The 18479-nt window shown below is 68.2% G+C and carries 16 protein-coding genes and 1 pseudogene; 7 read left to right on the top strand and 10 right to left on the bottom strand.

Annotated elements, in window-relative coordinates; translation table 11 throughout:
- Nucleotides 1–73: 73 nt before the first annotated feature.
- Genes LA521A_RS03410 through LA521A_RS03420 form a run of 3 tightly spaced genes read right to left on the bottom strand, consistent with a single transcriptional unit; the run spans nt 74 to nt 3079 of the window.
- Nucleotides 74–1015 (bottom strand): MlaD family protein, encoded by a 942-nt coding sequence (locus tag LA521A_RS03410; protein ID WP_281780981.1) that lies wholly within the window; start codon nt 1013–1015, stop codon nt 74–76.
- A 4-nt stretch (nt 1016–1019) separates the two neighbouring features.
- The gene (locus LA521A_RS03415) at nt 1020–1826 is read right to left on the bottom strand and encodes an ABC transporter ATP-binding protein (RefSeq protein ID WP_281782175.1); all 807 of its coding nucleotides are present in this window, start codon (nt 1824–1826) and stop codon (nt 1020–1022) included.
- 50 nt (nt 1827–1876) lie between these two features.
- On the bottom strand, nt 1877–3079 hold the full coding sequence (locus LA521A_RS03420; RefSeq protein ID WP_425494557.1) for an MlaE family ABC transporter permease: 1203 nt from the start codon (nt 3077–3079) through the stop codon (nt 1877–1879).
- Between the two features lie 44 nt (nt 3080–3123).
- Between LA521A_RS03420 and LA521A_RS03425 the strand changes: the two genes are divergently transcribed.
- The gene (locus LA521A_RS03425; RefSeq protein WP_281780983.1) at nt 3124–4374 is read left to right on the top strand and encodes a threonine/serine exporter family protein; all 1251 of its coding nucleotides are present in this window, start codon (nt 3124–3126) and stop codon (nt 4372–4374) included.
- A gap of 419 nt (nt 4375–4793) precedes the next feature.
- Here LA521A_RS03425 and LA521A_RS03430 read toward each other — a convergent pair.
- The 3 genes and pseudogenes from LA521A_RS03430 to LA521A_RS03440 all read right to left on the bottom strand — a co-directional run.
- Nucleotides 4794–5156: pseudogene (locus LA521A_RS03430) on the bottom strand (H-NS histone family protein); the annotation flags it as partial.
- A gap of 199 nt (nt 5157–5355) precedes the next feature.
- On the bottom strand, nt 5356–7068 hold the full coding sequence (locus LA521A_RS03435) for a proline--tRNA ligase (protein WP_281782176.1): 1713 nt from the start codon (nt 7066–7068) through the stop codon (nt 5356–5358).
- Nucleotides 7069–7215: 147 nt separating this feature from the next.
- Entirely contained in the window at nt 7216–7632 is a 417-nt protein-coding gene (locus tag LA521A_RS03440; RefSeq protein WP_281780985.1) for a DUF4124 domain-containing protein, read from the bottom strand.
- 224 nt (nt 7633–7856) lie between these two features.
- Between LA521A_RS03440 and pssA the strand changes: the two genes are divergently transcribed.
- The 4 genes from pssA to LA521A_RS03460 all read left to right on the top strand — a co-directional run bounded on the left by pssA (nt 7857) and on the right by LA521A_RS03460 (nt 10122).
- On the top strand, nt 7857–8633 hold the full coding sequence (pssA, locus tag LA521A_RS03445) for a CDP-diacylglycerol--serine O-phosphatidyltransferase (RefSeq protein ID WP_281782177.1): 777 nt from the start codon (nt 7857–7859) through the stop codon (nt 8631–8633).
- A complete protein-coding gene (locus LA521A_RS03450) occupies nt 8630–9049 on the top strand; it encodes an alanine acetyltransferase (protein ID WP_281780986.1) in 420 nt (139 codons plus the stop codon). Before pssA ends, LA521A_RS03450 begins: the two co-directional genes overlap by 4 nt.
- Complete coding sequence (gene rimI, locus LA521A_RS03455) at nt 9046–9540, top strand: ribosomal protein S18-alanine N-acetyltransferase (protein WP_281780987.1); 495 nt, start codon at nt 9046–9048, stop codon at nt 9538–9540. The genes LA521A_RS03450 and rimI overlap by 4 nt, the downstream gene beginning before the upstream one ends.
- A 69-nt stretch (nt 9541–9609) precedes the next feature.
- Nucleotides 9610–10122, top strand: coding sequence for a hypothetical protein (locus LA521A_RS03460; RefSeq protein WP_281780988.1), 513 nt, complete (start codon nt 9610–9612; stop codon nt 10120–10122).
- A gap of 72 nt (nt 10123–10194) precedes the next feature.
- Here the strand turns inward: LA521A_RS03460 and LA521A_RS03465 are convergent, their stop codons facing one another.
- The 3 genes from LA521A_RS03465 to LA521A_RS03475 form a co-directional block, all read right to left on the bottom strand.
- Nucleotides 10195–12972, bottom strand: coding sequence for a valine--tRNA ligase (locus LA521A_RS03465; RefSeq protein ID WP_281780989.1), 2778 nt, complete (start codon nt 12970–12972; stop codon nt 10195–10197).
- A gap of 109 nt (nt 12973–13081) precedes the next feature.
- A complete protein-coding gene (locus tag LA521A_RS03470) occupies nt 13082–13504 on the bottom strand; it encodes a DNA polymerase III subunit chi (RefSeq protein ID WP_281780990.1) in 423 nt (140 codons plus the stop codon).
- 114 nt (nt 13505–13618) lie between these two features.
- The gene (locus LA521A_RS03475) at nt 13619–15097 is read right to left on the bottom strand and encodes a leucyl aminopeptidase (protein WP_281780991.1); all 1479 of its coding nucleotides are present in this window, start codon (nt 15095–15097) and stop codon (nt 13619–13621) included.
- A 319-nt stretch (nt 15098–15416) separates the two neighbouring features.
- Here LA521A_RS03475 and lptF point away from each other — a divergent pair, with 319 nt between their 5' ends.
- Both lptF and lptG read left to right on the top strand, forming a co-directional pair.
- Nucleotides 15417–16523, top strand: a complete 1107-nt coding sequence (gene lptF, locus LA521A_RS03480) for an LPS export ABC transporter permease LptF (protein WP_281780992.1) — start codon at nt 15417–15419, stop codon at nt 16521–16523.
- Nucleotides 16520–17620: an LPS export ABC transporter permease LptG gene (lptG, locus tag LA521A_RS03485; RefSeq protein ID WP_281780993.1), complete on the top strand. Its 1101-nt coding sequence runs from the start codon at nt 16520–16522 to the stop codon at nt 17618–17620. Before lptF ends, lptG begins: the two co-directional genes overlap by 4 nt.
- Before the next feature lie 380 nt (nt 17621–18000).
- Here the strand turns inward: lptG and LA521A_RS03490 are convergent, their stop codons facing one another.
- A complete protein-coding gene (locus tag LA521A_RS03490) occupies nt 18001–18468 on the bottom strand; it encodes an RDD family protein (RefSeq protein ID WP_281780994.1) in 468 nt (155 codons plus the stop codon).
- Nucleotides 18469–18479: the final 11 nt, after the last annotated feature.

Here is an 18479-nt window from a genome sequence, read left to right on the forward strand (position 1 = left end):
ACGGCGAGCCGCGCGTGGCGCGCAAAGGGGCGTGCGAAGTGGAAGGCGGTCGTCGTCATGTCGGCGCGCGTGGTCATTCGGGTTTGAATTCCGCGGGGTCGAACTGCTTGGGGCCGTCGCGGCCCAGGAGATAGCGCGTCGGGTTGCCGTCGAGGCGGTCGCTGATGCGGCGCAGGTCGCGAACCAGCCCGCGCAGTTCGGCGAGCGTGGGGCCGAGCTGCGCCAGGCCGTCGTTGGCGAAGCTGTTGATCGCGGCGCGGTTGTCGGTGAGCAGGCCGTTGGCGTTGTTGGCCGCCGAATCCAGGCGCGTGAGCGTGCTGTCGAGCTTGGCGATCAGGCCCGGCAGCTTGTCCACCAGTTCGCGATCCACGCTCTGCACGGCGCGATTGGTGTTGTCGAGCGTGGCCGACAGCTGCTCGCTGGACTTGCGCGCGTTGACGATCAGCGCACGCAGGTCCTCGCGCTGGTCGGCGATGGAGCCGGTCATCGATTCGATGTTCGCCAGCGTGTTCGACACGCGCTTGACGTTCTCGTCGCTCAGCACCTGGTCCATGCGCGCGACCAGGCGGTTCGCGGTGTCGGCGATGTTCTGCAACGCGGAGGCTTCGGTCTGGATCACCGGCACTTCGCGATGGTCGGTGTCGGCCAGCAACGGGCTGCGCGGATCGCCACCGGTGAGCTGGATGAAGGGACTGCCGGTGATGCCCTGGATCGACAGCTTGGCGCGCGTGTCGGTCTTGATCGGCGCGTTGGCCTGCAGGCGCAGGATCGCGATCACGCGTCGCGGATCGTCCGGCGCGAGGCTCAGGTTCTGCACGGTGCCGACCGAAATGCCGTTGTACTGCACCGAACTGCCTTCGGTCAGGCCCGTCACCGGTTCGTTGAACAGCACCGCGTAGGTGCGCCATTCCTTCTCGGACGAGTACTTCGCCGCCCACAGTGCGAACAGCAGCAACAGCAGCGTCACCAGGATGGTGAAGGCGCCGATGAGGACGTAATTGGCCCGGGTTTCCATGACTTCAGCTCGTCGCGTCGCGGGTGGTGCGTGCGGCGCGCGCACGCGGTCCGTGGAAATACTCCTGCACCCACGGGTGTTCGAATCGTTCGACTTCCTGGATCGGCGCGCACACCACGACCTTCCTGTCGGCGAGCACGGCCACCCGATCGCAGATAGCGTAAAGCGTGTCGAGATCGTGTGTGATCAGGAACACCGTCAGCCCCAGCGCCTGCTGCAGCGTGCGGATCAGGCGGTCGAAGGCGGCGGCGCCGATCGGATCCAGGCCGGCGGTGGGCTCGTCGAGGAACAGCAGCGGCGGATCCAGCGCCAGCGCGCGCGCCAGACCCGCGCGCTTGCGCATGCCGCCCGACAGCTGCGACGGCAACTTGTTCAGCGCATCGGCCGGCAGGCCGGCGAGCTTCACCTTGAGCAGCGCCAGCTCGTAGCGCAGCGAATCGGGCAGGTCGCCGTGGTACTCCTTCAGCGGCACCTGCACGTTCTCGCCGACGGTCAGCGAGGAGAACAGCGCGCCGTCCTGGAACAGCACGCCGGTGTTGCGTTCGATCGCGCGGCGCTGGGTCGCATCGTCGGTGAGCGCGTTGAGGCCCAGCACCTCGATCCGGCCTTCCTGCGGCTCGCGCAGGCCAAGGATCGCGCGCATCAGCACCGACTTGCCCGTGCCCGATCCGCCGACCACGCCGATGATCTCGCCGGGCCGCACGTCCAGGTCCAGTCCGTCGTGCACGACCTGTTCGCCGAAGCGGTTGACCAGCCCGCGCACGCTCACGATCGGACGGCCGCTCTGCGGTGTAGGGCACAGCGGATGCATCGCGTTCGCGCCGTTGCGCATCGTGCCGGGCGGGGTCTTCGACATCCTACTCACACGCCCATCTCCATGAACCAGATGGCGAAGAACGCGTCGAGGATGATCACCATCGAGATCGACTGCACCACGCTGGACGTCGTGCGTTCGCCCACCGACTGCGCCGTGCCTTCGACCTGCAGGCCTTCCAGGCAGCCGATGAGGCTGATCAGCAGCGCGAACACCGGCGCCTTCGCCAGGCCGACGAGGAAGTGGCGCAGCTCGATGGTCTCGTGCATGCGCGTGAGGTACTGCTGCGGCGGGATGTCCAGGCTGTACGCGCCGACCGTGAGGCCGCCGAGCAGGCCGAAGATCATCGCGATGAAGGTGAGCATCGGCAGCATCACCAGCAGCGCGAGCATGCGCGGGATCACCAGCAGGTCGATCGGGTCCATGCCCAGCGTGCGGATGGCGTCGACTTCCTCGCGGCTCACCATCGCGCCGATCTGCGCGGTGAACGCGCTCGCGGTGCGGCCGGCGAGCACGATGGCCGTGAGCAGCACGGCGAATTCGCGCAGGAACGAGATGTTGACCAGCTCGACGACGAAGATCTCCGCGCCGAAGTCGCGCAGGATGTTCGCGCCGAGGAACGCCACCACCGCGCCGACGAGGAAGCACAGCAGCGCGACCAGGGGCACGGCGTCGAGGCCCACCTGCTCCATGTGGTGCACGGTAGCGGTGGGGCGGAAGCGGCTGGGCTCCTTGAACATGCGCAGCAGTTTCATCTGCGTCTCGCCGAGGAAGCCGACCAGCGCCATCGCCTCGCGCCAGTTGTTGTGCACCGCGCGGCCGAGTCGTTCCAGTGCGGCGCTCACGCCGTACTCGCGCTTCTTGCGCGGACGGTCGTCGGCGACGTCCTCGATGGCCGACACCAGCGCCTGGTGCGACTCGTGGAAGGTGAAGACGTCGAAGTCGAGGTTGGCGCGGCGCGCGAAACGCAGCAACTGCAGCACGCCGACCGAGTCCAGGCGCTCGACGCTCGTGGCGTCGATGGCATCGACGCTGCCCGGTGCGCCGCCCAGCGCGGTGCCGATCTGCCCGGCGTAGTCGAGCGTCCAGGAACCGGACAGCCGCAACCGCGACGGCGAGGAACCGTCGGCGTCGATCTGCGGCGGGTGCGCGGTGGTGTCCGTCATCGGGCGGGCCAGGGCAATTCGCGGAGAATAGCAGCCTGCGTATCGTGGCCGCCGCGAACGTGGCGCGAAGGCGCAGGCGCGCATCGGGCCCGCTGCCAAGCGGCGGGGTCGCGTGCGATGCTTCGCGCATGTCGAATCCGCCTCCCCTGAGCGCCGCCAGCTACGCCGCACGGATGAACTTCGTGATCGAGCTGGCCGAGCGCCTGCACGCCTACGGCACCACCGCGCAGCGCCTGGAAGGCGCGATCACCGCGGTCGCGCATCGCCTGCGGCTGGAGTGCGAACCCTGGTCGAACCCGACCGGCATGATCCTCACCTTCTCCGATCCGCAGCGCGAGCCGGGCGAGAGCGACACCACGCGCGTGATCCGCATGCCGCCGGGCGAAACCGACCTGCATCGGCTGGCCGAAACGGACCGCATCGCCGAGGAAGTGCTCGCCGGCCGGCTCGGCCTGGTCGACGCGCATGCACAGATGAGCGCGCTCGACACGCCGCCGACGTGGCGTTCGCGCGCGATGCAGGTGCTGGCCTATGGCATGGCGGCGCTCGGCATCGCCGGCGTGCTGCGCCTGCCGTGGCTCGACATCGGCGTGGCGGGGATCAACGGCCTGATGATCGGCCTGCTCGTGCAGTGGTCCGAACTCCACCCGCGCTTCAAGGAAGCGCTGGAAGCGGTGACGGCGATGTTCGCCGCGATGGTGACCCTGCTGGTGGCGTCGTACGTCGCGCCGCTCAACCAGAACACGGTGATCATCGCCTCGCTCATCGTCCTGCTGCCCGGCATGGCGCTGACCAATGCAGTGAACGAACTGACCAGCCAGCACCTGGTGTCGGGCACGGCCCGGTTCTCCGGCGCGGTGACCACGGTACTCAAGCTCGCCATCGGCACGGTGATCGCGTTGTACCTGGCGAACGTGATCGGCCTGCACGCGCAGGTGCGCGCGTCGCGACCGCAGCCGGTGTGGGTGGAGTGGGGTGCGCTGGCGACCGCGTCGTTCGCCTTCGCGGTGCTGTTCCGCGCACAGTGGCGCGACTACCCGAAGGTGATGGCCGCCGCCGCCGGCGGGTACCTGATCTCACGCTACGGCGGGCAGGCCTTCGGCAGTCCCGCCGGCATCTTCCTCGCCGCGCTCGTGCTCACCGCCGCGGGCAATGCCTACGCGCGCTGGTGGAACCGCCCCGGCGCGATCCTGCGCGTGCCCGGCATCATCATGCTGGTGCCCGGCAGCGTGAGCCTGCGCGGCCTGCTGACGCTGATCCAGCAGCAGGACATCGACGCCGGCCAGGCCGCGATGCTCGGCGTGCTCAACATCCTGCTGGCGCTGATCGCGGGGCTCCTGTTCGGCAACCTGTTGCTGCCGGCTCGGCGGAATCTTTGATTGCTTTTTGTGATTCGTGATTCGTGATTCGTGATTCGTGATTCGTGATTCGTGATTCGGGAAGCGGGAATCGGGAATCGGGAATCGGGAATCGGGAATCGGGAATCGGGAATCGGGAATCGGGAATCGGGAATCGGGAATCGGGAATCGGGAAGCGGGAAGCGGGAAGCGGGAAGCGGGAAGCGGGAAGCGGGAAGCGGGATTTGTGTAGCCGACTCCCGGAGGCTTCTTTGCCGTCATCCCGGCGAAGGCCGGGATCCAGGCCGGTGGCCTGTCCGTGATGGCGCCTTAGCGCTCTGCCCGGATGCGCTTGGCTTACCCGGGCTACAAACGCTCCATCACGAAGAAAAAACGCCGGCACGTGGCCGGCGTTCTGGCAACTCGAGCGATCCGCGCGGATCAGCGGATCCGCATCAGCGGATCAGGAAATCCTCGAGCTTCTTCCCCGCGCTCGTCTGCGCCGCCAGCCAGCGCGGCTGCTTGCCGCGGCCGGCCCAGGTTTCGGAGGGATTGGCGGGGTTGCGGTATTTCGGCGCGACCGACTTTCCGGCGTTCTTCGACACCTTGCGCGCGGCGGCCTTGGGCGCGCGGGCCGGCGCAGCCGGAGCGGCTCCACCAAACAGCTCGGCGATGCTGTAACCCTCCGCCTTCGCCAGTTGCGTGAGTTTCTTGCGCACCACGGCGATCGGTTTGCGCTTGCTGAGCGTGGTCTTGCGCTTCTTCGCCTGGTTGATCAGCGCGTCGAGTTCCTTCGCGGAGAGGGAATCGAGATCGATCGACATATGACCTCCGGAGCCTGCGGGAATATCGGGGGAAAATCAGGATGAAAATCGCGGATTTACCGCGGCCGGGTAACCGGCGCATTTTCCCGATGATAATCGCCGGGCTCGGGCGGCGTAAACGAAGACGCTTTCCCGCGTACCCGCGTGGATAGCTCGCCCCGCCCCGTCCCGCGTGCGGGACAGGGCATGGGCGAGGCGTTTACTTCCCGAACTTCGCGAAGACGCCGGCGCGATCGAGGTTTTCCGACTCGCTCGCCTGGCGATGGCGATACTCGAACGTCCCGGCCGCCAGGCCGCGTTCGGACACGACGACGCGATGCGGGATGCCGATCAGTTCCATGTCGGCGAACATCGCGCCCGGACGCAGGCCGCGATCGTCGAGCGCGGTTTCCACGCCGGCAGCGTTGAGGTCGCGATACAGCGACTGCGCGGCCTCGGCCACGGCGGCATCGTTCTTCGGATTGATCACGCACACCACGGCCTGCCACGGCGCCATGGGTTCCGGCCAGACGATGCCGTTCTCGTCGAAGTTCTGCTCGATCGCCGCCGCGACGATGCGCGACACGCCGATGCCGTAGCAGCCCATCACCGGCGTGGTGGCCTTGCCGTTGGAGTCCAGCACGGTGAGCTTCAGCGCCTGCGCGTACTTGTTGCCGAGCTGGAACACGTGGCCGACCTCGATGCCGCGCGCGATCTGCAGCGTGCCCTTCCCGTCGGGCGAGGGATCGCCTTCGACGACGTTGCGGATGTCGGCGACTTCATCGGGCTCGGGCAGGTCGCGGCCCCAGTTCACGCCGGCGAGGTGGTAGCCCTTCTCGTTGGCGCCGACGACGAAGTCGGCCATCGCCGCGACGCTGCGGTCGGCGATGACGCGGATCGCCTTCTTCGGCGCGACGGGACCGAGGAAACCCGGTTCGCTGCCGAGGTGTTCGGCGATCTCCGCCTCGGTCGCCAGGCGATACGCCGCCAGGCCCGCGAGCTTGCCGAGCTTCACTTCGTTGACGACGTGGTCGCCGCGCACCAGCGCGAGCACGAACTGCGGGTTGCCTTCGGCATCGGCGCCCATGAGGGCGACGGACTTCACCGTGCGATCGAGCGTGATCCCCATCAGCGCGGCGACGTCCTCGCAGGTCTTCTGGTGGGGCGTGTCGATCCGGCGCATCGCTTCGCTCGCGGCCGCGCGCGGGCCGGGCGAGATCGCCTCGGCCAGCTCGACGTTCGCCGCGTAGTCGGAACTGTCGGAGAAGAAGATCGCGTCCTCGCCCGAATCGGCCAGCACCTGGAACTCATGCGACACCGCACCGCCGATCGCGCCGCTGTCGGCCGCCACGGCACGGAACTTCAGCCCAAGGCGCGTGAAGATGCGCCCGTAGGTGTCGTACATGTTCTTGTATTCCAGGCCCAGGTCCTCTTCGCTGACATGGAAGGAGTAGCTGTCCTTCATCAGGAACTCGCGCGCGCGCATCACGCCGAAACGCGGGCGGATCTCGTCGCGGAACTTGGTCTGGATCTGGTAGAAGTTGACCGGCAGCTGCTTGTAGCTGGACAGCTCGTTGCGCGCGAAGTCGGTGATGACTTCCTCGTGCGTGGGGCCGTAGCAGTACCAGGCGTCCTTGCGGTCCTTGATCTTCAGCAGCTGGCCGCCGAACTTCTCCCAGCGGCCGGTCTCTTCCCACAGTTCCTTCGGCTGCACGGCCGGCATCAGCACTTCGATCGCGCCGGCGGCGTTCATTTCCTCGCGCACCGCGCGCTCGACCTTGCGCAGCACGCGCAGGCCCAGCGGCGACCAGGTGTACAGGCCGGCGGCGAGCTTGCGGATCATGCCGGCCTTGAGCATCAGCTTGTGGCTGGCGATCTCGGCCTCGGCGGGGGTTTCCTTGCTGGTGTGGAGGTGGAACTGCGACAGGCGCATCGGCGTGGGGCTTTCGAACGTAAGGGAGGCGGCCATTCTGCCATGCGTTCCCCGCATCGCCGGCGCGCGGCGGCCGGCCTTCCGAAACGACGAAGCCGGCGCGAGGCCGGCTTCGTTCGTGCATCGGTGGAGCGGACGATCGGGCGGTCAGGCGCCGCTGGCGACCGCCGGGCCATCGCAGTAGGTCTTGATCTGCGCTTCGGCCAGCGCGGTGCGGTTTGCGCGCTCGGTCTGGTTGAGGCTGCGATCGGGCTTGCCGTCCTTGTCCTCGTCGACGCCGACGTCGCCGGCGCCCTGGAGCACCGACAGGTTGCTGCGCGCGTTGGAGCAGTTGGCGTTGGCGACCGGCTTGGCTGCCGCCTGCTGGGCGCCCTGGGGCTGCGTGCCGCCCTTGTCGGCGACATTGCGACCCTTGATGTTCTGGTCCGGCGGCGGGGCGTCGGAGTAGTGCGTGACGCCCTTGTCGTCCTTCCACTGGTACACCTTCGCGGCGAAGGCCGGCGTGGCGAGGAGCAGGCTCAGGCCGGCCACGAGGCCGGGCAGCAGGCGGACAAGCTTGGACATGCGGGGCTCCGGGCTCGGAAAGGGCAGGGGATGGCCGGGATTGCAGCACCGCGCCCGGCCGCAGGCAAGCGCCGCGTGACGGGAGCGTCGACATATGTGGAGGCGGTCTCGTTGTCGGCGCGACCGGGCCGGCGGAAGGGGAATGCCGGGTCGCCCGCCGATGGACTTACACTTTCCAGTCGCGGTCCGCCGCTTTCCCGATCCGAATGGTCAACGCCCCCCACATGGACGACACGCAACCGACCCCGCGCCCACGCGGCCGCGGGATCTACCTGCTGCCCAACCTGTTCACCACCGGCGGCCTGTTCGCCGGCTTCTACGCGATCATCGCCGCGACCCAGGGACGCTTCGACGACGCGTGCATCGCGGTGTTCGTCGCCGGCATCCTCGACGGCCTGGACGGGCGCGTGGCGCGCCTGACCAACACGCAGAGCGAGTTCGGCGTGCAGTACGACTCGCTGGCCGACCTGGTCAGCTTCGGCCTCGCGCCGGCGCTGGTGATGTACCACTGGGCGCTGCAGGAAATGCGGCTGGACGGTGCGATCCCCGGCAAGATCGGCTGGGTCGCGTCGTTCGTGTACGCCGCGTGCGCCGCGCTGCGGCTGGCGCGCTTCAATTCGCAGGTGGGCACGGTGGACAAGCGCTGGTTCATCGGGCTGGCCAGCCCTGCCGCCGCCGGGCTGGTCGCCAGCTTCGTGTGGACCTGCGACGACCTGGGGTTCACCGGCGAACAGCTGCGCTACCTGGCGCTGGGCGTGACCGTCACCGCGGGCCTGCTGATGGTCAGCCGGCTGCGCTACTTCAGCTTCAAGGGCGGCGGTCCGCGCCACGATCGCGTGCCGTTCCTCGCCATCGTCGTCGTGCTCGCGGTGCTGGTCGGCATCGCCATCGATCCGCCGCGCGTGCTGCTGGCCATCGGCGCGCTGTATGCGTTGTCGGGCCCGGCCTACGCGGCGTTCCGCCGCCTGCGCCGCGCGCCGGTGACCGAGGCCGCCCCATGAGCGAGCCGTGGACCGCCGAACAGCGCGAATGGCTGCAGGCCATGGGCCACACGGTGTGGTCCGTCGCCCCAGCCGACGCGCTCGCGGCGGAGCGCGAGCCGGACACCCGCGGCGCTGACGCGTCCGCATCCTCGGGCCCCCGCGGCGCCATGCGCGAAGCGGCGGCGCTGCTCGCGCGCGACGAACGCCCGGCGCGTCCGGCACCGGTGCAGGCCCGCTCTGCGGCGGCCCGCCCCGCGCCAGGACGCCCGGCTGGCGACCGCCTGACGCACGCACTGTTGCGCGCGGCCGGCGGCGTCGACAAAGCACGCGTGATGGAGCTGGTCGGCGACATCGCGGCGCTGCGCGGCAACGCGGCCGCCAAACGTGCGCTGTGGCCGCGACTGCGCGCACTGCGCCGGGAATCGCGCGGATGAACGCGCTCGCCTCCGACGCCGGCCATCGCCCGCTTCCCGGCGCGCTGCGTCCGATGCGGGAGGACGATCTCGACGCCGTCCATGCGGTGGAGATACGCGCATACGAATTCCCGTGGACCGTCGGCATCTTCCGCGACTGCCTGCGCGCCGATTACCCGGCGTGGGTGATGCAGCACGAAAGCCGCATCATCGGCTACTTCCTGATGAGCATCGCCGCCGACGAGGCGCACGTGCTCAACATCTGCATCGACCCCGGTTTCCAGGGGCAGGGCCTCGGCCGGCAGCTGCTGCGCGCGCTGGTGCGGGTTGCCCGCGGTCGCGGCGCCGAGCGCGTCTTCCTGGAAGTGCGCCCGTCCAATGCCGGCGCGATCGCGCTGTACCACTCGGAAGGCTTCAACGAGATCGGCCGCCGGCCGCGTTACTACCCGGCGCGCGACGGCCGGGAGGACGCACTGGTGATGGCGATCGAGCTGCTGCCGCCGGAGCAGTGAGCGCATAGATCCCCGTCCGGGTGTGGCATCCTGCGATCAGGACGCCTGACGGGGGTAGGGATGAACCTGTTGTCGAGTTGGCCCGCGTGCCTTGCGCTGGCCCTGGTCGCGCCGCTGCACGCCGGAGAGCACGAACGCGCGCCCGCCAACGCGGAGCGGGTCGAAGCGGTGGCGACGCAGGTTCCGCTGATCCTTGAATCGCCGGCGTGCGAGCACGAGAAGCTCGGCGCCATCGAGATCACGATCGGCGAGAAAGTCAGCGAGATCACGCAGGACACCAACGTGCCGACCGTCGATTACGGGCGGGCCATGGACAAGCTGGCGGCCGCGGCGCAGCAGCGCGGCGCCAATGCCGTCGTGCTGCGGATGCACCAAGGCGTGTACTTCACCCGTTCGGGCAAGCAGAGCCGCAAGCCGGTCTACGTGAAGTTGCGCGGGGCCGCGATCCACCTGTCGCCGGAAGCGCTGGCGCAGTGTTCGCTGACGCCGCTGTCCGTCGCCGAGCTGGAGGCGCGCTCGCGCGACGGCAAGCCGCAGAACGTCAGTTCGCGAACGGCGTTCGAAGACGAAACGGCGAAGTAGCGGCGACGCGGCGCTTCGTGGCGCCGCTCGTCATCCCGGCTTCCACCGGGATGACGCAGCCGGTCGAACGCGTCAGCCGAGCTTCGCGCGCTGCACGGCCAGCGCATCGCGCTGCAGGTTCCAGTCGGCCAGGCGCTTGCGCTCCTGTTCGACCACCGCCGGCGGGGCGTTGGCGACGAAGGTCTCGCTCGCCAGCTTGTTGTGGCACTTGGCGATCTCGCCCTCGACGCGCTTGAGTTCCTTGTCCAGGCGCGTGCGTTCGGCGCCGAGGTCGACCAGGCCTTCCAGCGGCACGAACAACTTCAGCTCGCCCACCAGCGTGGTGGCGGCGGCTGGCGCGGCGTTCGCGTCGTCGAGCACCGTGATGCTGTCCAGGCGAGTCAGAAAGCGCAGCTGCGAATCGAAACGCGCCACGCGTTCGCGGTCGCTCGCGCTCGCATCGGCGAGCAGCAGCGGCACGGTCTTCGACGGGGCGACATTGAGCTCGCTGCGGATCTTGCGCAGCGACGTCACCATCGCCTTGAGCCACTCGACGTCGCTCTCGGCCGCGGTGTAATCCTGGCCGGCGAAGTCCGACGCCTGCGGATACGGGCGCAGCATGATCGTCTTCTCGGTCACGCCGAGCTTCGGCGCGACCTGCTGCCACAGCTCTTCCGTCACGAACGGGATCAGCGGGTGCAGCAGCGACAGCAGGCGTTCGAGCACGAACAGCAGCGTGTGGCGCGTGCCGTTCGCGGCGATCGCGTCGTCGCCCTGCAACGCGGGCTTGGCCAGTTCGACGAACCAGTCGCAGAACTCGTTCCATGCGAACTCGTAGAGCGCCTGCGAAAGCAGGTCGAAGCGGTAGCCGGCGAAATGCTGTTCCGCTTCGGCCGACACCTTCGCCAGGCGCGAGAGGATCCAGCGCTCCGCATCCGTCTTCGGCTCGGGCGCGCCGATGAAGTTCGCGCCCTCGGTGTTCATCAGAACGAAGCGCGTGGCGTTCCACAGCTTGTTGCAGAAGTTCTTGTAGCCCTCGGCGCGGCCGAGATCGAACTTGATGTCGCGGCCGTGCGTCGCCAGCGCGGCGATGGTGAAGCGCAGCGCGTCGGCGCCGAAGGCGGGAATGCCGTCCGGGAATTCCTTGCGCGTGGCCTTCTCGATCTTCTCGGCCATCTTCGGTTGCATCAGCCCGCCGGTACGCTTGGCGACGAGATCGTCGAGCGAAATGCCGTCGATGAGGTCGAGCGGATCGAGCACGTTGCCCTTCGACTTCGACATCTTCTGGCCGTGCGAATCGCGGATCAGGCCGGTGACGTAGACGTCGCGGAACGGCACGCGGCCGGTGAAGTGGTCGGTCGCCATGATCATGCGCGCGACCCAGAAGAAGATGATGTCGAAACCGGTGACGAGCACGCTCGACGGCACGTAGCGGTCGAAACCGCGCTGCGCCATCGCCTGCTCGTCCGGCCAGCCCATCGTGGAGAACGGCCACAGCTGCGAGGAGAACCACGTCTCCAGCACGTCGCTGTCCTGCGAGAGCGTGACGCTCGAAGCAAGCGAATGCTTCGCGCGGACTTCCTCTTCCGTGCGGCCGACGTAGATTTTGCCTTCGTCGTCGTACCACGCCGGGATGCGATGGCCCCACCAGAGCTGGCGGCTGATGCACCAGTCCTGGATGTTCTCCATCCAGTGGCGGTAGGTGTTGATCCAGTTCGCCGGGACGAACTTCACATCGCCCTTCTCGACCAGTTCAAGCCCGCGCGCGGCGAGGCCGTCCATCTTCACGAACCACTGGTCCGTGAGGTACGGCTCGATCACCTGGCCGGTGCGGTCGCCGCGCGGCACCTGCAGCTTGTGCGGCTTGGTTTCGACCAGGCGGCCTTCGGCTTCAAGGTCGGCGAGCACGACCTTGCGCGCATCAAAGCGGTCGAGGCCGCGGTATTTTTCCGGCGCGTTGTCGTTCACCGCCGCGACCGGCGTGAAGATGTTGATCAGCGCAAGGTTGTGGCGCTGGCCGACGGCGTAGTCGTTGAAGTCGTGCGCGGGCGTGACCTTCACCACGCCGGTGCCGAACTCGCGATCGACGTAGTCGTCGGCGATGACGGGAATCTCGCGGCCGGTCAGCGGCAGCGTGACCGTCTTGCCGATCAGATGCGTGTAGCGCTCGTCCTGCGGATGCACCATGACGGCGACGTCGCCCAGCATGGTTTCCGGACGCGTGGTGGCGACCGTGAGTTCGCCGCTGCCGTCGGTCAGCGGATAGCTGATCGACCACAGGAAACCATCTTCTTCTTCGTTGACGACTTCGAGATCGGAGATCGCCGTCTTCAGCACCGGGTCCCAGTTGACCAGGCGCTGGCCGCGATAGATCAGGCCCTCCTCGTACAGGCGCACGAAGGCCTCGATCACCGCGTCGGCGGCCATCGGGTCCATCGTGAAGACGCTGCGCGACCAGTCGCCGGACGCGCCGATGCGGCGCATCTGCTTCTCGATCGTGTCGCCCGACTGCTGCTTCCACTCCCAGACCTTGGCGATGAAGCCGTCGCGGCCGAGCGAATCGCGCGTCTCGCCCGCGCCTTCGGCGGCGAGATTGCGCGAGACCACCATTTCCGTCGCGATGCCCGCGTGGTCGGTACCCATCTGCCACAGCGTGTCGTAGCCGCGCATGCGGTGGTAGCGGATCAGCGCGTCCATCAGCGTGTGCTGGAACGCGTGGCCCATGTGCAGCGTGCCGGTCACGTTCGGCGGCGGCAGCAGGATCGAATACGGCTCGCCTTCGCCGCGCGGCTGGAATACGCCGCTGGATTCCCACTCCTGGTAGAGGCGGGTTTCGAACTGCTTGGGATCGTAGGAGGAGGCGAGGGACATGGGGCCGTGATTCGTGATTAGTGATTCGTGATTCGCAAAAGCGGGAGCAGGATCGGCGTGCGGCTTGGCTTTATCGAATCACCAATCACGAATCGCCCATCACGGCTCCTCACATGTCGTACTTCTTCAACTCCAGCCCGCGCGACTGGTACTGCTTCCAGCGCTCGCGCAGCGGGCCGCGTGCGCTGTCGTCGGCGGGCACCACTTCCAGCACGCGTTCGAAGCTGCCGTTGACCGGTTCGTCGCGCAGGTTGATCACCAGCGCGCGCATCGGCGTGTCGCTCTCGGGCGATGCGATCAGCACGGGCGCGAGTTCGTCCTCTTCGTCGCCGGCCAGCTGGTGCGGGATGTAGGCGTCCTCGTCGAACTCCCACAGCAGCTCGTCCAGCCGCTCGGCCTGCTCGGCATCGCGCGCCAGCACCAGCGTCCACAGGTTCGCGTCGTGCGCCTTGCGCGCCAGTTCGCACACCAGCAGGAGCGGCTCCTCGCGGAACCGGTCCTTCTGGATCAGGTAGAAGTCGGCGCGTGCCATCAGGATCGGTATGGGGCAGAAGAGAACGGGGAATCGTGGAAGCGGCAGGCCTCACGACTCGTAGCGAGTCCACCTGCGTGGTGCGTGCGTTTCACGATTCTCGATTCCCGTTTCTCAATTCCCGGCCCGGTCGAGCAGCCACTGGCTCAGCAGGCCGACCGGACGGCCGGTCGCCATGCCGCGCTTGCCTTCATCCGATGCGGAACCGGCGATGTCCAGGTGCGCCCAGCGCTGGCCTTCGGCGAAACGGCCGAGGAAGCAACCGGCCGTGATCGCGCCGGCCCAGCGGCCGCCGATGTTGTAGACGTCGGCGAAGCTGGATTCCAGCAGCGTCTGGTACTCGTCCCACAGCGGCAGGCGCCACGCGCGGTCGAACACGTTCTCGCCGGCGTCCAGCAGCTCGTTCGCGAGGTCGTCGTGCTTGCTCATCAGGCCCGAGGCGAACTTGCCCAGCGCGACCATGCATGCGCCGGTCAGCGTGGCCACGTCTACCAGCGCCTGCGGCTCGAAACGCTGCGCGTAGGTCAGCGCATCGCACAGGATCAGGCGGCCTTCGGCGTCGGTGTTGCCCACTTCGATCGTCTTGCCGGACATGCTGGTGAGCACGTCGGACGGACGGTACGCGTCGGCGTCGGGCATGTTCTCCACGGCCGGCACGATGACGACCAGGTTCACCGGCAACTGCATGCCCACCGCGGCGACGAAGGTGCCCATGACGGTGGCGCCACCGCACATGTCGTACTTCATTTCCTCGATGCCGCCCTGCGTCTTCAGGTTGATGCCGCCGGTATCGAAGGTGATGCCCTTGCCGACGAGCACGTACGGCTTGGCGTCCCCGCCGTTGGTGTACTTGAGCACGATGAGCTTGGGCGGGTTGGCCGAGCCGCGGCCGACGGCCAGCAGCGAGCCCATGCCCAGTTCCTGCATCTGCGCCACGTCGAGCACGTCGCACGACGTGGTCGGGAAGCGGCCGGCGAATTCCTGCGCCTGCTGCGCGAGGTAGGCCGGATTGCAGATGTTCGGCGGCAGGTTGCCCAGCTCGCGCGAGAACTGCACGCCGGCGGCGATCGCCTGGCCCTGCGCCAGCGCGACGGCGTCGTCGCCCAGCACGGAGAACGCGCGCAGGCCCGGTTCGTCCTTCTTGCGCGAGGTGCCGAGCGTCGCGGTGTAGCGGTAGCAGGCGTGGTCGGCGGCGATCACGGCCTGGCGGATGTTCCAGGCCTTGTCGCGGCCGGCGACGTCGAGTTCGGACAGCGTGAACAGCGCGGTCGACACCGGGCCGCTCTTCAGCGTGCGGGCCGCGTCGCCGACGGCCTTGAGGTACTGCGGCACGCCGAACTTGGCGGCATCGCCCAGCCCGATCACGAGCACGCGCGGCGCGGTCACGCCCGGCAGGTCGTGCAGCAGTGCGGTCTTGCCGGTCTTGCCGCTGGCGTCGCCGCGTTCGAGCAGCGCGCGGATGCGGCCGTTGCTGGCCTCGTCGAGGGCCTTCGCCGCGGGCGTCAGGCTGTTGTCGGCGAAGGCGCCGACCACGATGCAGTCGGTGTGGGCGCCGGCAGGCGCGTCGCGGTTCAGGTCGAATTCGAGGGCCATCCAACAGATTCCCGAAGCAGATTGAGAGGCGGTTCCGTACGGGAGTTCCGTACGGAGTACGACAGTTCCGTACAATTGGGCGGTGAGGGGGATCCGATCCCGGGCCGCGCATCGCGCTGCCACCTCACGCCCTCGGACGAAACTGCGATTCTAGCAGGCCGCACCCAACGGCCCGCTGGCCGTCGGGGCGGCCGGGGCGACGACGGCGGGCGCGACACGGCCCGCACGACGTCCGCGCGACGCTTGCGTCCGCCTGCTTCACCGCTCCTGCTTCACACTGGCCCGTCCACCCCCGAAACGCCCAGGCCCGACCGACCCGATGCCCAAGCTGGACCGCTATCTCATCAGCGAATTCGCGCAGGCGATCCTCGCCACGCTGATCGTCCTGCTGATCGTCACCGTCGGCGGCGCCTTCACCGACGTCCTCCAGGACATCGCCCGCGGCCGCGTGCCGGCCGGGCTGATGCTCGCCCAGCTGGGGCTGGTGCTGCTCAAGTGGCTGCCCCTGATCCTGCCGCTGGCCCTGATGCTCGGCCTGATGATGGGCGTCGGCCGGCTGTACCGCGATTCGGAAATGCCGGTGATCGCCTCCATCGGCGTGGGTCCGCGCCGCATGCTCAAGCCGCTGCTGTACGTGGTCGGGCCGCTGGTCGCGATCGTCGCGGCGTGTTCGCTGTGGCTGGGGCCGTGGGCCGACCGGGTATCCAAGCAGATGATCAACGACGCCAACCGCAGCCTGGTCATGGCCGGGCTGGAGCCGGGAACGTTCACCGGCATCCCGGGCGGCGGTGGGGTGATCTACGTGTCGAACATGTCGAAAGATGGCAGCGGCTTGGAAAAAATCTTCGTCTATCGCGACAACGGCCAGGGCGTGCTGGACGTGGTCACCGCCAACGAAGGCAAGCTCACGGTGGATGAAGCGGGCCATCGCTACCTCACGCTCACCCGCGGCTTCCAGATCGAAGGCCGCTCGGACGGGCCGAAGGATTTCCGCCTGATGCGCTACGCGCGCAACGAGATCCTGCTGCCGGCCAACGACGAGCGCTTCGACCCCGACGCGCCGGAAATGCAGCCCACGCTGACGCTGCTGGGCGACGACAGCCGCGAGGCGCGCGCGCAGCTGCATTACCGCATCGCGCCGCCGCTGCTGGCGCTGGCCTTCGCGCTGATGGCCGTGCCGCTCGCGCGCAGCATGCCGCGCCAGGCGCGTTACGGCCGCATCCTGATCGGTTTCCTGGCGTACCTCATCGGCCAGAACCTGATGACCGCCGGCCGCGGCTGGTTGGAAGACGGCAAGATCGCCAGCGGCCTCGGCCTGTGGTGGCTGGTGGTGCCGATCATGGCGATCGCGCTGTGGCTGTACTTCACCGATGGCCGCCTGGGTCGTCGCAAGACGGCGCCGACGCGTAATGGAGCGGCCGCATGAAGCCGTTTCCGAAGATCCACGACCTGTATGTCGGTCGCGTCGTGCTGGGCACGGTCGCGCTGACCTGGGCGGTGCTGGCCGGCCTCGACGTGATGCTCGGCCTGGTGAGCGAGTTCGGCGACATCGGCAAGGGCAAGTACGGCATCTCCGAAGCCTTCGTCTACATGGCGCTGAGCATTCCGCGACGGCTGTATTACCTGTTTCCCTACGCCGCGGTGATCGGTTCGCTGATGGCGCTGGGCCAGTTGGCGGCAACGTCGGAACTCACCGCCTTACGCGCATTGGGACTGTCCCGTCGCCGCCTCGGCCTCGCGGTGGCCGGCGCGCTGGCCCTGCTGACGGCGCTGATGGTGGTCAACGGCGAGAGCGTCGCGCCGTGGACGCAACAGCGCGCGGACGCGCTGAAATCCGGCGCCAAGTCGGGCAACACGGTCGTCGCGCAGTACACGGGTCTGTGGGCGCGCGAAGGCGAGACGATCCTCAGCGCGACCGGCGGCCAGGAGCGCGAGCGCAACGGCGACCGGTTCCTCGAACTGACGGACGTGAGACTGTTCGAGTTCGCGCCCGACGGGCACCTTCGCTCCCTCGCGCATGCGCGCATCGCCGAGCATCGCCCCGGCGGCTGGCTGCTGCGCGACGTCACGCGCAACACGTTCGAGGAGCGCTCGGTGCGGCAGGTGAAGGTGCCCGAGGAACGCTGGAAATCGCAGCTGGATGCCGCCGCGCTGTCGGCGGGGACCGAGCGCCCGCGCTATCTCTCGGCGGCGAGCCTTCGTGCCGCGATCGAGTATCGCGAGCGCAACCAGCTGGACGCGTCGGAGTTCGAGGAACACTACTGGGGCCGCTGGTTCTACCCGATCAACGTGCTCGCGTTGTGCCTGGCGGCCGTGCCGTTCGCCTTCGGCACGCTGCGCAGCGGCGGCATGGGGAAACGGTTGTTCATCGGCATCGTGTTCGCGCTGGGCTTCTGGCTGCTGCAGACGCAATTCGTGAAGTTGGCGACGGTGTACAAGTTCGACTACCGCATCGCGTACCTGTTGCCGACGATGATCATGCTCGGTGTCTCCAGCTTCCTCTTCAGAAGGAGGAGTGGGTGAGCGGCCGCGCTTGCGCGCCACTGGCGCGCGCGGCCGCGAACGCCCGGCCATGGAATGGTCGGGCAGGGCGACCCGAAGCGAAAGCGTGACGCCATGGATGGCAGCGGCATCCTCATCGAAGTGAGCGCTTTTGCTCTGCGCGGCCGCGAACGCCCGGCCACGGAATGGTCGGCAGGGCCACCCGAAGGCGAAAGCGTGACGTCATGGATGGCAGCGGCATCCTCATCGAAGTGAGCGCTTTTGCTCCGCGCGGCTGCGAAACGCCATGCAGAGCAGCAAGCCCCTCATCGAAGTGAGCGCTCTTGCCCTGCACGACGAGCCACACGCAAGCAAACCCGGGCTGCACTCCGCCTACCCAGCCTACAAACGCCGGGTAAAACCTACCGCTTAGGCAACCGCACCATCCGCGTCCCGCTCGCGCGGTCGTGCCAGGTGAGCCGATCACGATCCACCCACGCCCACCAGAACCCGAGCCCCGCGAGCAGCAGCGACGCGCTGCCGACGGCGAACCGGATAACCAGCGCACGAAGCTGCGGTGCGGAAACCCCATCGTCCGCGACGACCTTCAAACGCCACGGGCGCATCCCCAGCGTCTGCCCGCCACGGCGCCAGCTCAGCAGCGCGTAGCCGCCGGTGATCAGCCAGCACACCAGCCACAGCACCCACTGCACGGCGCTGAATGGCGCGATGTTTTCGCGGCTCGCGTGCCCGCTCATCGTGTAGCCGACGGTGAACACCAGCGAGGCCACCATCCACATCGCGATCACCGGCCACATGTCGTAGACGAGCGCGAGCACGCGCCAGCCGATGAGCGCGGAAGGGCGGGACGATGCGGGAGTCGATGCCATCGCATCAGGAT

The organism is Lysobacter auxotrophicus (assembly GCF_027924565.1).
Lineage (GTDB): Bacteria > Pseudomonadota > Gammaproteobacteria > Xanthomonadales > Xanthomonadaceae > Lysobacter_J > Lysobacter_J auxotrophicus.